This window comes from Neobacillus drentensis (assembly GCF_036966985.1).
Taxonomy (GTDB): Bacteria; Bacillota; Bacilli; order Bacillales; family Cytobacillaceae; genus Neobacillus; species Neobacillus drentensis_E.
On the sequence record NZ_JBALSN010000393.1, the window covers coordinates 1 to 14,285 of the forward strand.

The window sequence follows — 14,285 nt, forward strand, 5'->3', positions numbered from 1 at the left end:
AAAATAAAAAAAATTTTTAGGTTTAAGATTTTAATATACGGGTATGTAATAAATAGCTACATTTCCCCCTATCCTCTTTACTATTAATTTGACTATCTTATTGATAGTCCTTTTTTTTGACTTGTTGTGGTCTGAAGTATATATCGATTTATGTCTCTACTAATTACGAAAGTAATAAAAAATTTAAAGAAGTATTAAATGGAGGAAAAAAATGANNTTTCCATTCAATGGGAGCTTGATGATCAAACCGCATTACAATTTCAAGAATTATTGCTCCAAAGAATACATGAAACTGGTGCTAGGGGTGTGGTAATTGATTTAACGTCTGTTGATATGATTGATTCGTTTATTGCTAAGGTTCTAGGCGATGTGATTAGTATGTCCAAAATGATGGGTGTAAAAGTTGTATTAACTGGCATTCAACCAGCTGTAGCGATTACGTTAGTTGAACTCGGGATTCATCTCCAGGATATCGATACAGCATTAGATTTAGAAAAGGGTTTAGAAATATTACAAAGGGAGTTGGGGGATTAGATCATGGGATACGAATCCTCTGTAAAAATATTATCAGAATGGGATATCGTTACAGCTAGGCAGGAAGGTAGAAACATTGCTAAGGAGCTTGGATTTGGAACAGTTGACCAGACAAGAATCACCACTGCAATTTCTGAGTTGGCACGAAATATTTATTTATATGCCGGCAAGGGAGAGATTCATTTTGAGCCTGTCATTGCTCTTGAAAAAACAGGTTTAAAAGTAACTGCTCTTGATCATGGCCCAGGAATTCAGGATATTAGAAGAGCCATGGAGGATGGATATTCCACATCTGGTGGTTTAGGGGCAGGTTTATCCGGGGTAAAACGTTTAATGGATGAATTTGATTTGACCTCAACACTTGGGAAAGGGACAACCATCCAGGTAGTAAAATGGCTAAGAGGGAGGTTTGGGTAAAAAATGGATTTCAAATCGATTTTAGAATCCAGTTATCGGGAAATACTTAGCAGATATATAGAAGAATCTTCTGAAACAGCATTGTATCAAGGACAAATGTTCAGCAGGAAATCCATTATACAGCAAATTTCCCCTGAAGAAATTATTAGTATCCATTGTAAAGTTTTAAAGGATCTATTTCCTGATATTAGAGAGGAAATTGTAGCTTCGTTTGATTTCCTTATTGAATTTATGATGAACTATGGCTTAGCCTATCAAGAATATCAGAGCTTGAGGGACAAGCAGTTTGAAATTAAATCGGAAATTGAAATGGCTGCGAGCATACAAGAAAACTTTTTAGAAACGTCTATTCCGAAGCTGGATGAAATTGATATTGGTGCCATTAGTGTACCGGCGAAGAAAATAAATGGAGACTTTTATCGCTTTGTTGAGGACGAAAAAAGTATTAGTATTGCCATTGCAGATGTAATAGGCAAAGGAATTCCTGCAGCCCTTTGTATGTCTATGATTAAGTATGGAATGGATAGTTTACCAAAGTCCATAAATAGTCCAAATGATGTGTTATCAAATTTAAATAGAGTCGTAGAAAATAATCTTGACTCAAGTATGTTTATTACCATGTTTTACGGAGTATATAATTTCAGTAATCATACATTTATTTATGCTGCTGCAGGGCATGAACAAGGGTTCTATTATCATGCGTCTTCTCAATCCTTTGAGGACCTTACAACAAGAGGTATGGTGTTAGGTGTACAAAAGGATATTACATATGAGCAATTTGAAAAAAAGGTTAAACACGGAGATATAATCGTTATGCTATCTGATGGTGTGACTGAATCAAGGACAGAAAAGGGATTTATTGAACGATCTATAATAACTGATTTAATTCAAACCTATATGCATTTGTCCGCACAAGAAATGGTGGAAAGCATTTATCGTGATCTCGAAAGATTACAAAATTTCGAGATAAGGGATGATTTTACGCTAATTATTTTTAAAAAGATTTAAAGGTTGTTGAATCTATCATATTAAGCATTGAAGATAACAAAAAAAGTAACCAAATATCTATGAAAGGCACTGGTAAAGATGCAGGGTAAAAAAATGCTTGAAAGTGGCATTAACCAACATATTCAGGCAATTGCCTATCAAATTCCTAAGGAAGGTAATGTATTTAACGGGGATAGCATTTATATGAAAGCAACTGAAGATTACTTTATTTGTGCGGTTGCTGACGGTTTAGGCAGTGGGGAGCATGCCTTTCATTCGTCGGATGCTGTTCGCAAGGAAGTGGAAAAAAACCATGAGAAAGAGGTAGAGGTATTAATCGAATATTGCAATCAGGTCCTTAAGGATAAAAGAGGTGTCACTCTATCCATTTTAAAGGCACATTTTTTACAGAAGACTTTCACCTATAGTTCGGTGGGAAACATTCAGTTTGTTCTTTCTTGCCCCTCAGGAAAGTTTATCTATCCACTGCCTATCCTGGGATATTTATCTGGGAGGCCCCAAAAATACCGATGCGAAACATTTTCTTATGAAAAGGGATCAAAATTTATTATTCATACGGATGGTCTTGCGATACCCGGTTTAAAGTCATTAGCAAGCTCCTCTAGTTCGATTGAAGAGATCTCTAACTATTTAGATAACCATGTGAAAACAAGGAAAGACGACCTGACTTATATTGTAGGTCAACTTTTTTAACAAAAGCTACATTCGAGCCATTAAAAATGTTTTATTACTCAAAATTCGGGTATTAACGTAGAGTTACCGCTGTGAAGGTAGAAAAGACTCAACAAAGGAGGATGAAAAATTGCAAACATTCTATGATACTAAAAATATGTCCCAATATATTACCAATAATAAACAGGAATTTCAGGAGAAACTATTATCGGAGGCTGTCAATGTTGCCACTAATATTGAAAATATATTAAAAGAGGGAAATATTGATTTATTAAAAAATGCTCAAAAGCTCGTTCTTTATGTAGTGCAAGATAGATACGAAGAACTTATTGCTTTCGCTAATGAAGAGGGCATTGCTTGGGCGAAATATTCATTAACTGTTGCGTTCAAATTAGAATGGGTACATGCAATTAGACGTACTTTATGGTATTTTATCGAACAATTTGATCAACAAAATGAGAATGTTAATTTTGCAGACAATTTTTTCGAATTGGAGCAAAAAGTTAATGATGGGATTGATGAGTTTTTAAACACGTTCTTTATTAGCTATTCACACTATAAAGATGAATTAATCCTTTCCCAAAGGAAATTAGTGGAACATCTTTCGGTACCTATCATACCAGTCAGTCAAACGGTAGCTGTATTGCCATTGATTGGTACATTTGATGCTTATCGTATGGATATTATTCAAGAAAAAGTACTAACAGAAATTGCAAAGTTAAGGATTCTGACATTAATTATTGACTTGTCAGGAATATCTGAAATGGACGAAGTAACCATTGCTCATTTTCAAAATGTGTTGATTGGTATCACGCTGATGGGGGCTAAATCAGTCATAACTGGATTACGCCCAGAACTTGTTAGACAAATGGTTCATTTAGGGATCAATCTTACTAGTTATACAGAAACAAAGGCAACCCTACAGCAAACATTAAATGATTATCTTGGTAAACCCAATAAATATGTATAAATACCCGGGATGGTTCACTTCCCGGTTTTTTTTTCAAAGTTTGTATGGGGGAAAGGCAATTCGTGAATAAGTTACCACTTTTCAAATCAACTTAAGAAATATACATATTAGAAGAAGGTGTATTATGAAAAATTATTGGGATCGGACATTCACCATCGTTTCTTTAAGCATGGCATTATTACTAATGTCATCCTGTAGTCAGTCACAAGCAAAAGAAGAATCCAATAAGAATAAACTTCCTCGTGAAGTTTTAGGTTTCTACACAGAAAAGGAAGGAAAGTACCCAGGGTCTCAACCTACAGTTAATTCGCATTTCAGCAGTTTAAGTATCATTGCTCCCTTTTGGTATAAGCTTGATGATAAACGGCCAGGCAGTCTTATAGATTCCGTTAAAGCAGATCATAAGAGAAAGGTTATACAGAGTGCTCATGAACAACATTTGAAGGTATATATGGTTGTACATAATCTCTTTTATGAAACCGTCGAGAAGGGCAAGCAGGTAGCAAGTAATGTAATCGATAACAATAACAATCGCAATGTTTTCATTCAGAACTTACGCAATGAAATGAATCAGTTTAAATATGACGGTATTAATATTGACATGGAAAATTTGTATTTGACTGACCGAGATTCCTTTAGTCTGCTGATAAAAAATTTGTCTGATGCTCTGCATCGTGATGGAAAAGTAGTTACAGTTTCAGTCCCGGCAAATACAGGTGATTCCCGTGCTAATCCCTGGTCTCCGTGGTTTGATTACGAAAAGCTTGGCCTATTTTCAGATGGGTTAATGATTATGACATACGATGAACACAACCCAAGAACAAAACCCGGTTCAACTGCATCAGTCGATTGGACAGAGGCAACGATTCGTTATGCTTTGAAACATGAAGTACCACCATCAAAAATTTTACTGGGTATTGCTGGGTATGGATGGGACTGGGATACAACAGCAGGCAAAGCCAGATATAGCTCCTATGAAGAAATAATGGGTCAGAAAGCAAAATATAAAGCGAAAGTTCTATGGGACTCCCATTCGCAAACACCTCATTTCAGTTACGTTGATGAAGAACATCATAGCCACCAGGCTTGGTTTGAGAATAGCCATAGTCTGCGACTTAAGCTAAACCTTGTAGAGAAATATAACTTACGGGGAATCGGGGTTTGGCGGCTCGGTTTGGAAGACCCTATGTACTGGAAGACTATACCCGAGAAAATAAAAGTTAAAAAGTGATGGAATGATCTTCCAAATCTTTTTGGGATTGTCAAATTTGATAAAAACACCGTTGAAGACATAAAAAAGGGCTTGTTTGACGAAAAGTTTTATTGACAAAGGATGCTATTTAGTAATACTATATACTAGTAGTCAGCAGTACTGAATATCAGTAACACAAAATACCTGTGTTACAGAGTACTAAAATAAATATAAGTAAAATATAAATGGAGGTAAAAAAGTGGAAAATATCACGGAAATGCTGAAAGGGGTGCTTGAGGGTTGTGTGCTTGAAATCATCAGCCGTGGCGAAACTTACGGCTATGAAATCACGCAGCAGCTGCGAGAACTTGGCTTCGCTGATGTGGTTGAAGGCACAGTCTATACGATTACCATGCGGCTTGAGAAAAACAATCTGGTGGACATCGAGAAAAAGCCATCCACTATGGGACCGCCGAGAAAATTTTACACACTCAACGCAGCAGGTCAAGAGCAGCTTAAAATTTTTTGGAAAAAATGGGATTTCGTCTCAAGTAAAATTAACGAACTTAAAACTAAAATAAAATTAAAAGGAGAAGTCATATGAGTATTTTTGAAAAAATTATCGGAAGTCTGGATGACAAGCGGGAATGGAAGGCGATGGAGGCGCGTGCGAAGGCACTTCCAAGTGAGTACCGCAATGCTTACAAAGCAATCCAAAAATATTTGTGGACTGCTGGTGGTGGTCCCACCAACTGGAAGGACAGCAGCCGTATCTTTGGCGGCATTCTCGACCTCTTCGAAGAAGGCGCAGCGGAAGGAAAGAAAGTCACTGACCTTACGGGCGAGGACGTGGCTGCTTTCTGCGACGACCTAGTGAAGGATGAGCAAACTTGGAAGGATAAGTATCGCAAGAAGTTGAACGATACTATTGGTCGTGGCTAACCGCGATAGCCTAGTGGATTTCGCCAAAAGTAAATTCAAGAGATCATTCCTACTGAATAGTTGGTTACAAATGTAATGTGTAACATTCACTATTCAGTTATATTTTTAACCAAGTAGTAAGTAATACAGAATATCAGTCACACTGAGTAGGGAAGTATAGGCAATCAAGCGCCTTGCTGCGCTTTTAATAAGGAGGAAAAAAGTATGAGCAATGCAGCGATTTATGTAAAAGGGTTAAAAAAATCCTTTAAAGATAAGGAAGTCTTAAAGGGGGTGGATTTTGAGGTGCGGCGTGGTGAAATATTCGCACTTCTGGGTTCAAATGGAGCGGGCAAGACGACGACGGTCAACATCCTCTCGACGCTGATGAAATACGATGGTGGCGAAGCAGGTATTTGCGGATTTGACGTCCAGCGTCAACCGGATCATGTTCGCCAGAGCATCAGCCTGACAGGGCAGTTCGCAGCTTTAGACGGCATGCTCACCAGGCGGGAAAACCTGATGATGATCGCCAAGTTGCGGGGAGTTTCCAATCCCGCACAAGTCGCCGACAATCTGCTTGCAAGATTCAGCTTGACCGATGCGGCCAACCGCCGGGCAAATAAGTATTCCGGCGGGATGAAGCGCCGGCTTGACATCGCCATGAGCTTGATTGGGTCGCCAGCAGTCATTTTTCTCGACGAACCGACGACAGGGCTCGACCCCAAGCGCGGATTGAAGTCTGGGATACCGTCAAGGGCACAATTCTGCAATAAGAATTGTGCTTTTATTTTTTTATTGGACCATTTAATGAAATAGGACTTTTAAACAAAATGGACATAAAAATGTTTTATTAGTGTGAGATTGTGAAGAAATTTACTTCAACTAAAGGGGGCTTTTTGGTTAATTAAAAGCTTGAGATTTTCAAGAAATGAATTATGATAAATTTAATCCCATTACTTGAGTAGAAATGAGGATGAAACTTCTCATAAACAATTTAGAAATACCTAAGGAGAGGTAGAAATGGCACGTGTTTTATTTATTAATGCCGGATCAGAAGGGCATATCAATCCAACGATTGGAGTTGTCCAAGAGCTTGTTTCGCGCGGGGAAGAGGTCGTGTACTTTACAATTGAAGCTTTTCAAGAAAGACTGGAGAAGGCGGGAGCAACAGTCCGTACATTAGACGGTCAAAAATTTATAAAAGCCTTTATCAAGGGTGGTAGAAATTATTTACCGGAAAGAATTAACGGTCTTCTACATACAGCAGATATTGTCATACCTAGCGTACTCGAACAGATTGAGGGAGAACATTTTGATTACATCATTCATGATTCCATGTTTGGTTGTGGACGTATACTTGCCCAAATCCTTAAGCTTCCGGCCATCAATTCTTGTACTTCCTTTGCGGAGACAAAGGAATCATTCGATAAACTGTTGGAACGTCTTTCTAAAAATATTCCTACAGAAGTAGTTAAAGAAATTAACGAAGAATATCAAAGCCTGACAGCAATAATAAAGGAAAAATATGATGTGGAGATCAATTCTCCTTACGAAGTTTTTTGTAATCCAGCACCACTTACACTCGTGTATACAACTAGAGAGTTTCAACCTTCTGGAGAAGCATTCGACCAAACTTACAAATTTATAGGTCCATCCATCTCCATACGATTAAAGCAGGATGACTTTGACGTTGCTGCTATCAAAGGAAAAAGTCCCATTTACATTTCTCTCGGGACAGTTTTTAACCGAGCCATTGATTTTTATAAACTTTGTTTTGCTGCATTTGGAAATAGCGATCATACGGTTGTTATGTCAATCGGGAAACAAACCCCACTAATCGATTTAGGAGAGATCCCTCAAAACTTCATTGTAAAAGAATATGTTCCACAAACGGATGTGTTAAAACACTGTAAATTATTTATCACACATGGTGGAATGAATAGTACCAATGAGGGTCTCTATTACGGGGTTCCGCTAATTGTAATCCCACAAAGCGCGGACCAGCCGATTATTGCCGGGCAAGTGTCCAATCTCGGAGCCGGTATTACATTATCAATGCAAGACTTGACTGCAATTCAACTACGTGAAGCGGCAGATCATGCGTTAAACGACCCATCTTTCCAAAAAGCTGTTTTAAATATAAGAGAATCCATGCAACAATCGGGTGGATATCACCAAGCGGTTGATGAGGTTTTTGAATTTAAAAGTCAAAATGATATATAAATACCAAAAATGAAAAAATTGGATAGATTACAGCGGTGATCAGTTTAAAATGGTAAATGTTGATGATGACAAATTCAAAACTGAATAAAATCGGAGGAGTAAAAATGGCAAAACCAAACCTATGTCAAAGCTGTGGCATGCCTATGAAAGTGCCAAGTGAATTTGGAACTGAAAAGGATGGAACACCGTCAGAAAAATACTGTCACAATTGTTACCAAAATGGTGAATGGATGCAGCCTGATTTAACATTCGATGAATTTTATGCATTTAGTTTGAAAAAGTTTCAGGAATCAGATATGAATCGGATTGAAAAATTTTTTCTCAATAAAATGTATACAAAAAAATTCTTGAAAAAATTAGAGCGCTGGAGCTAAAAAACAAAATTGTTCAGGTCTTTTTTGTTTTATTTTCAGGTTGCTTTTTTGAGGAAGGGATTCTTGCCAGTAAATCGAATATTTAATGTGAGAATATTAATAATGACTGGTGGTGGTTTTATGTCTTTTCCTAAATCTAGGCTTGAAACGATTAATGGAATGGAAGTTCATTTTACAGAATGGGGAGATCCACAGAAACCAGCTGTGGTTTGTTGGCACGGATTAACTCGAAATGGGCGAGACTTTGATATTTTAGCCCGCCATTTATCCCAAAACTATTATATCCTTTGTCCGGATACAATTGGGAGGGGATTGAGCCAATGGAGTTCTGCCCCTGAAAAGGATTATTGTTTTGAGAATTATAGTAACCTGGCGATTGAATTATTGGACCATTTAGGAATTGAACAAGTCCGATGGGTTGGCACCTCGATGGGAGGAGCCATTGGACTGCGAATTGCTGGTACGCCTAATCATCACAATCGGATTTCACATTTAGTGTTAAATGACATAGGAGCAGGTGCTTCGGAAAATGCTGTTCAGGATATTGAAGGTATTAAACGAATTATTAGCTATGTGGGGAATCCTCCGCAATTTAAAACCTTCAGTGAATTAAAGAAGTATTACCAAACGATTTATACCACATTTGGTCTTGCAAATGAGCAGGAGTGGAATGATTTTACCCGATATTCTTGTAGAAGAAGCGATGAGGGGGGAATAAGTCCTGATTATGATCCCAGCATTGCATTGCAATTTCAGCACATGGAAGATTTAAACTTATGGAACTACTGGGAAGCGATNNATCTAAAATATTACTCATCCGAGGTGAAATATCTGACGTTTTGCCACTTGATGTTGCGGGAAAAATGACCCAAAAGCCAAACTGTCAAATGGTAACGATACCAAAACTAGGCCATGCCCCAGCTTTAAATACGGAAGAACAAATTAGCATCATTGAGAATTTTCTACGGTAAAGAAGGTAAGCTGGGAATTGATACAGTCACTTTTTCTAAATGTGCTAATGGTTAGATTAAGTACATTCATTCAAAAAGTTTATAGAAAAAGCCGAACATCCTAGTAAGAAATAGGATGTTTGGCTTTATTTTTTAGGCTCACTTTTATTCATCCTTCTCTTCAATTTTTCTTCAGTAGAGGAACCCTCGACAGGTGTATAAATGCTACACCAAAAGTCCGTATCCCCATGAACTTGTAAAGAAGTTAAATTAAAAATCATTTTACCTGCCCTGGAATGTCTAAATTCAATCAACACTTCGGGAGCCATATTTACTTGATTTTCTTGCCATAAAGATTGAAAATCTGGATTAAGATTTGACATCTCTTCAAGAAATTGAGTGTACCATTCATCCCCCATATTTTGCCCATAATAAACCCTAAAGATAGAAAGAAATCCTTTCACAAAATGCTCCCAATTGACAGCTAAAGCCCTCAACTCTTTCCTCGTAAACACTAAGCGGATCAAGTTTCTTTGTTCAATGGGAATTTGTTCAAAATCCAGAAAAACATAAGCTGCAGCAGGATTCCAACCAACGATTTGAAAATGTCGGTCTGTGATCAGAGTGGGACAGTATTTTAATTCTGTTAATATTTTTTTTAAAGAGGGGGAAAGTTTTGTTTGTAAAACCTCATGTTTATACACATTTGTGTTTACTTCTAATGCTAAATCGTAAAGATACTTTCGTTCATCATTATTTAACTGTAAAGCAGATGCTATAGAATCTAGTACAGAAGACGAGACCTTTATATCTCGCCCTTGTTCTAGCCATGTATACCAGGTAGTGCTCACTCCCGCTAACTGGGCGACTTCTTCCCTCCTTAGACCTGGAGTTCTCCGCCTAATTCCCGTTGGTAATCCTACTGATTGAGGTTGTATATTTGCACGTTTTAACTTTAAAAATTTTGATAGAGCTTCTAATCTTGTTTTATTATTCATGTTAAATTACTCCTGTCTTAAAACGATAATCATATTACTAATTATACTATGATAAACAACAACTTGTAATAGGATAAACATGGTGACAAAATATAGATAATCTAATAACGAGGGGGAATAAATATGGAACGAGTTGTGATTACAGGGATGGGAGTCGTGTCACCCTTGGGAAACAACGTTGAAACATTTTGGAGGAATTTAACCGAAGGCAGGTCTGGAATTTCTTACATTAATACATTTGACGTAAGTAAACATAAAACCAAAATTGCTGGATTTGTTAGGGATTTCAATGCTGAGGATATGCTTGGTCAGAAGGATGCAAGGCGTATGGATAGATTTTGTCAATTTGCACTAGTTGCAGCTGAACAAGCATGGAACGATTCCTATCTGAACATTAAGGAAATAGATTTAGAGCGTCTTAGTGTATATATTGGTTCGGGAATAGGTGGAATTGAGACATTGATTCAAAATATTGATGTACTTCGAGAAAGAGGACCACAAAGGGTAAGTCCAACAATGGTGCCTTCGATGATAGCAAATGCAGCTTCAGCACAAATAAGTATCAAATGGGGGGCATTGGGACCTTCTATGGCACCTGTTTCCGCTTGTGCAATTGGAAATACAGCTATTGGAGAGGCTTTCAGAATTATTCGGTATGGTACGGCTGATGTAGCATTTGCTGGTGGGGCTGAGGCAGCCATATCAGAATTGTCTCTAGCCAGTTTTGGGAATGCAAAAGCATTATCTTCGAGGAATGATGAACCAAGTGCTGCTAGTCGTCCTTTTGATGCGAATAGAGATGGATTTGTAATGTCAGAAGGTGCAGGAATTTTAATACTTGAATCTCTAACACATGCTTTACGCAGAAATGCACGAATTTATGCTGAAGTAATTGGATATGGTGCTAGTTCTGATGCATATCACATGGTTTCACCACATCCAGAAGGTAAAGGAGCCTATCTTGCAATGAAAATGGCTTTAAAAGATGCGTCCATTTCTACTGATGAGGTAGATGTAATTAGTGCTCATGCAACAAGTACAGAGATAGGTGACATATCTGAAACAAATGCTATAAAAAAATTGTTTGGCAAACAAGCATACCGAATACCAGTTACGGCGAATAAGTCGATGACAGGACATTTATTAGGGGCAGCTGGTGGGGTTGAAGCTATTGCATTAGCAAAAAGTCTCCAAGAGGGCATCATTCCGCCTACGATCAACTTAGAACAGCCCGATCCATTATGTGATTTAGATTATGTACCAAATGTAGCCCGACAAACAAATCTCAAAATAGGGATCTCTAATTCATTTGGGTTTGGTGGGCATAATGCAGTAATTGCTTTGAAAAAGTATTAATTGTGAAAATAGTTTTATTAGAGAGAGTAAAGAAATGTACCTACTATAAGGTTACTTCTCTTCAATAAGAATAAAAATCAAGGACCTCAAATATTTGTGGTCCTTAATTTATATTTAAATATCAACAATATTATTTAACAGGGCCATTTCTTAATCTGGTTTCTATATATTAACATTTGCAATAGACGTTTTCATCGAACTACACTTAACATCAAATAAATTGCCCTTAATAAACTACCATTCAATTCGATTTCCATCTCTAAAGAATCCCCCGTTAGGTCCTTCAGGTCCAATCGACGCTAACCAAAGGATAGACTCAGCCGCTTGCTTAGGAGTTCGTGGAGCCGATGGTCCACCCATATCTGAGCTGACCCAACCTGGATCGACTGCGTTAATTTTGATATCACCATTAACTTCTGCTGCTATTAATTGTGTCAGTCCATTCAAGGCAAGCTTAGACAACTTATAAGCGCCTACTCCAGGATAAGGCATTTCGCTCAACGCCCCATATTCCGAAGAAACATTAATAATTCTTCCATATCCTTTTACTTCCATGATGGGGATAAAGGAGCGGATGACATGGTAAACACCGAAGAAATTCGTTGCCATCGTCCGCTCCAGAATGGAAGGGTCCATAGCCACTAACTTTTTATTCTCATCCAAATAGACACCAGCATTATTAATCAATACGTCTAATCTTCCATACTGCTCATTTACTGTAATCGCAGCTTGACGAATGCTTTTTTGATTATCTACATCGAACACCACAAACGAAACATCCAGATTTAACTCCTTAAGTTTTTTGGTAGTTTCATGACCCATTTGCGGATCCCGACTTGCCAAAATGACCTTAAAACCTTTTAAAGCTAATTGTTTGACCAGTTGATATCCAATTCCTCGATTCCCGCCGGTGACAAGTGCAACTTTTAGATCCTTTGACATTTTTAATCCTCCATTTTTCAGTAACTAATATTGGGCTAGAGCAGATTTTTTTTACATCCTAAAAATCTAATTAAGTGAAAGTAGAAGAGGGAATATAAAATCCAACATCGCCATTATGATGACCACTTTCATAGATTTTCCGAAAGGATTGGTCATCATCGCCATTATGATGACCACTTTCCCAGATTTTCCAAAAGAATTTGGTCATCATCGCCTTTATGATGATAAAGAAGTTGAATTCAATGCTTAAATAGAAAGTTGTTTTGCAGGACTATACATATAGTTTATCAGTAAAATAGTTACCAAGCTTAGTATTAATGATAGGATTCCAACTAATACGACGTATTGTGTACCCATTTCTGCAATAAATAACCCGCCTACAGCTGCTCCTATGGTTGTTCCTATGTTACAGGCTGATAAAAATAGGCCATTGGCGAAATCAGGCGCTTCGGGAGCGGCAGATATAATCCAATATTGATTTATATTACCTCCTATTCCACCTAATATTCCCCAAATTAAGGTAATGAAGGCCATAGGAAAGGTAAACTGCCCAAATGAGAATAATAGGATGTATATGATCCCTAATACAAAAGGAAAAGATGCCACAAATTTGTTTGCATTTTTAGTCAGTAATCTCCCTGCCACAATGTTTCCAATAATATTGGCTCCACCGAATATGAATAACATCAAACTAATGGTATTCAAAGACATATTCGTAACAGTTTTCAAATACTCAGCAAAATAACTATAAACTCCAAATACGGCAGAGTTTAATAAAATGACAGTCATGATAGAAAGCCATGTAATAGATTTTTTTAATACTGATAATTGTGCTCCAGAAGAAAGTCGTTCCTTAACAGGCATCGATGGTACAAATAGTAAGGTGGCAATGAATACAATAGCATTAACAATAGCAAAGAATGCCATCGCCATTTCAAACGAAACGGAACTCGCAATAAAACTTGCCATCGGTACACCGACTACCATACCGGCAGATACTCCTATGAATACTTTAGAAACAGCCTTTGGAGCGTTTTCTTTACTTACTGAGGCAGCAGCTACTGTAAAGGCCAAGGAACAATAAATGGGATGAAGAAAGGCTGGAATGATGCGAGCAATTAATAGAATGGTAAAGTTAGATGTAAAGATGGATACGATGTTCCCCAAAACGAAAACACCGAGTACAAGTAACATGACCTTCTTCCGATTTATACCGGAAAACAGTAACGGCATCGTAGGACCGGATACTGCAACAACAAGGGCAAACAGGCTCACCAGCCATCCTGCTTTTGATATGCTGACATGAAAGTGTTCAGCAATGGAGGGTAATATCCCAATAACCCCCATTTCAGTATTTAAGATGCCAAATACACCGATAGTTAATATGAAAATTAACAAATTACTTTTTTTAGTCAAAAAAACATCTCCTGGCTTCTTTAAAGACATGTTTATTACCAACTCCAATTAACAATATTTATGGGAGTAAGTATAAACGCTAGAGTTAACTCTATATCAAGGAGAAAATTTAATGTAAATAGAAATTAATTTAAGATCTTTTCTATGACTTTTTAATCTAGATTGTAAATTTTTTTTGAATTATGTCATTAGGAGGAAATGTGCATGGGAGGGGGTAATGTCCATAGTACCAGTTCTTACGGACAAAACCCGCCAAGCGAAAGGGAGAAATGTCCGCAATACCGATTCTTACGGACAATACTTGCCAAG

At 37.5% G+C, this 14,285-nt stretch carries 15 protein-coding genes and 1 pseudogene; 13 read left to right on the forward strand and 3 right to left on the reverse strand.

The features are described 5' to 3' along the window. Positions 1–198: 198 nt before the first annotated feature. The 12 genes and pseudogenes from V7659_RS23085 to V7659_RS23140 all read left to right on the forward strand — a co-directional run bounded on the left by V7659_RS23085 (position 199) and on the right by V7659_RS23140 (position 9,181). Entirely contained in the window at positions 199–534 is a 336-nt protein-coding gene (locus V7659_RS23085; RefSeq protein WP_335542512.1) for an STAS domain-containing protein, read from the forward strand. A gap of 3 nt (positions 535–537) precedes the next feature. Next, positions 538–951 carry an anti-sigma regulatory factor gene (locus tag V7659_RS23090; protein ID WP_335542513.1) on the forward strand — a complete coding sequence of 138 codons (414 nt, stop codon included), beginning with the start codon at positions 538–540 and terminating at the stop codon, positions 949–951. Positions 952–954: 3 nt separating this feature from the next. Next, a complete protein-coding gene (locus V7659_RS23095; protein WP_335542514.1) occupies positions 955–1,959 on the forward strand; it encodes a PP2C family protein-serine/threonine phosphatase in 1,005 nt (334 codons plus the stop codon). A gap of 93 nt (positions 1,960–2,052) precedes the next feature. After that, the gene (locus V7659_RS23100) at positions 2,053–2,652 is read left to right on the forward strand and encodes a PP2C family serine/threonine-protein phosphatase (protein WP_335542515.1); all 600 of its coding nucleotides are present in this window, start codon (positions 2,053–2,055) and stop codon (positions 2,650–2,652) included. A 136-nt stretch (positions 2,653–2,788) separates the two neighbouring features. After that, positions 2,789–3,601: an STAS domain-containing protein gene (locus V7659_RS23105; protein WP_335542525.1), complete on the forward strand. Its 813-nt coding sequence runs from the start codon at positions 2,789–2,791 to the stop codon at positions 3,599–3,601. Between the two features lie 124 nt (positions 3,602–3,725). Next, entirely contained in the window at positions 3,726–4,832 is a 1,107-nt protein-coding gene (locus tag V7659_RS23110; protein ID WP_335542516.1) for a glycosyl hydrolase family 18 protein, read from the forward strand. Positions 4,833–5,052: 220 nt separating this feature from the next. Further along, complete coding sequence (locus tag V7659_RS23115; protein ID WP_166262434.1) at positions 5,053–5,397, forward strand: PadR family transcriptional regulator; 345 nt, start codon at positions 5,053–5,055, stop codon at positions 5,395–5,397. Continuing rightward, on the forward strand, positions 5,394–5,735 hold the full coding sequence (locus V7659_RS23120) for a DUF1048 domain-containing protein (protein WP_335542517.1): 342 nt from the start codon (positions 5,394–5,396) through the stop codon (positions 5,733–5,735). The genes V7659_RS23115 and V7659_RS23120 overlap by 4 nt, the downstream gene beginning before the upstream one ends. Before the next feature lie 204 nt (positions 5,736–5,939). After that, positions 5,940–6,472 (forward strand): annotated as a pseudogene (locus tag V7659_RS23125) (ABC transporter ATP-binding protein); the annotation flags it as partial. A 265-nt stretch (positions 6,473–6,737) separates the two neighbouring features. After that, complete coding sequence (locus V7659_RS23130; RefSeq protein ID WP_335542518.1) at positions 6,738–7,940, forward strand: macrolide family glycosyltransferase; 1,203 nt, start codon at positions 6,738–6,740, stop codon at positions 7,938–7,940. Positions 7,941–8,044: 104 nt separating this feature from the next. Further along, entirely contained in the window at positions 8,045–8,314 is a 270-nt protein-coding gene (locus tag V7659_RS23135; protein ID WP_335542519.1) for a zinc ribbon domain-containing protein, read from the forward strand. A 159-nt stretch (positions 8,315–8,473) separates the two neighbouring features. Next, a complete protein-coding gene (locus V7659_RS23140; RefSeq protein ID WP_438825870.1) occupies positions 8,474–9,181 on the forward strand; it encodes an alpha/beta fold hydrolase in 708 nt (235 codons plus the stop codon). Positions 9,182–9,410: 229 nt separating this feature from the next. Here the strand turns inward: V7659_RS23140 and V7659_RS23145 are convergent, their stop codons facing one another. Further along, positions 9,411–10,262 (reverse strand): helix-turn-helix transcriptional regulator, encoded by an 852-nt coding sequence (locus tag V7659_RS23145; RefSeq protein WP_335542521.1) that lies wholly within the window; start codon positions 10,260–10,262, stop codon positions 9,411–9,413. A 123-nt stretch (positions 10,263–10,385) separates the two neighbouring features. On the opposite strand from V7659_RS23145, the gene fabF reads away from it, so the two are divergent. Beyond that, entirely contained in the window at positions 10,386–11,618 is a 1,233-nt protein-coding gene (gene fabF / locus V7659_RS23150; protein WP_335542522.1) for a beta-ketoacyl-ACP synthase II, read from the forward strand. A 234-nt stretch (positions 11,619–11,852) separates the two neighbouring features. On the opposite strand, the gene V7659_RS23155 is transcribed toward fabF, so the two are convergent. Together V7659_RS23155 and V7659_RS23160 are read right to left on the reverse strand one after the other, a co-directional pair. Next, positions 11,853–12,560 (reverse strand): SDR family NAD(P)-dependent oxidoreductase, encoded by a 708-nt coding sequence (locus tag V7659_RS23155; RefSeq protein WP_335542523.1) that lies wholly within the window; start codon positions 12,558–12,560, stop codon positions 11,853–11,855. Positions 12,561–12,806: 246 nt separating this feature from the next. Continuing rightward, positions 12,807–13,976, reverse strand: coding sequence for an MFS transporter (locus V7659_RS23160; RefSeq protein ID WP_335542524.1), 1,170 nt, complete (start codon positions 13,974–13,976; stop codon positions 12,807–12,809). Positions 13,977–14,285: the final 309 nt, after the last annotated feature.

Excerpts from the sequence above, each read along its gene's own strand:
- V7659_RS23090 (WP_335542513.1), top strand. The coding sequence starts at position 538 with ATGGGATACGAATCCTCTGTAAAAATATTATCAGAATGGGATATCGTT.
- V7659_RS23095 (WP_335542514.1), top strand. The coding sequence starts at position 955 with ATGGATTTCAAATCGATTTTAGAATCCAGTTATCGGGAAATACTTAGC.
- V7659_RS23100 (WP_335542515.1), top strand. The coding sequence starts at position 2,053 with ATGCTTGAAAGTGGCATTAACCAACATATTCAGGCAATTGCCTATCAA.
- V7659_RS23105 (WP_335542525.1), top strand. The coding sequence starts at position 2,789 with ATGTCCCAATATATTACCAATAATAAACAGGAATTTCAGGAGAAACTA.
- V7659_RS23110 (WP_335542516.1), top strand. The coding sequence starts at position 3,726 with ATGAAAAATTATTGGGATCGGACATTCACCATCGTTTCTTTAAGCATG.
- V7659_RS23120 (WP_335542517.1), top strand. The coding sequence starts at position 5,394 with ATGAGTATTTTTGAAAAAATTATCGGAAGTCTGGATGACAAGCGGGAA.
- V7659_RS23130 (WP_335542518.1), top strand. The coding sequence starts at position 6,738 with ATGGCACGTGTTTTATTTATTAATGCCGGATCAGAAGGGCATATCAAT.
- V7659_RS23135 (WP_335542519.1), top strand. The coding sequence starts at position 8,045 with ATGGCAAAACCAAACCTATGTCAAAGCTGTGGCATGCCTATGAAAGTG.
- V7659_RS23145 (WP_335542521.1), bottom strand. The coding sequence starts at position 10,262 with ATGAATAATAAAACAAGATTAGAAGCTCTATCAAAATTTTTAAAGTTA.
- fabF (WP_335542522.1), top strand. The coding sequence starts at position 10,386 with ATGGAACGAGTTGTGATTACAGGGATGGGAGTCGTGTCACCCTTGGGA.
- V7659_RS23155 (WP_335542523.1), bottom strand. The coding sequence starts at position 12,560 with ATGTCAAAGGATCTAAAAGTTGCACTTGTCACCGGCGGGAATCGAGGA.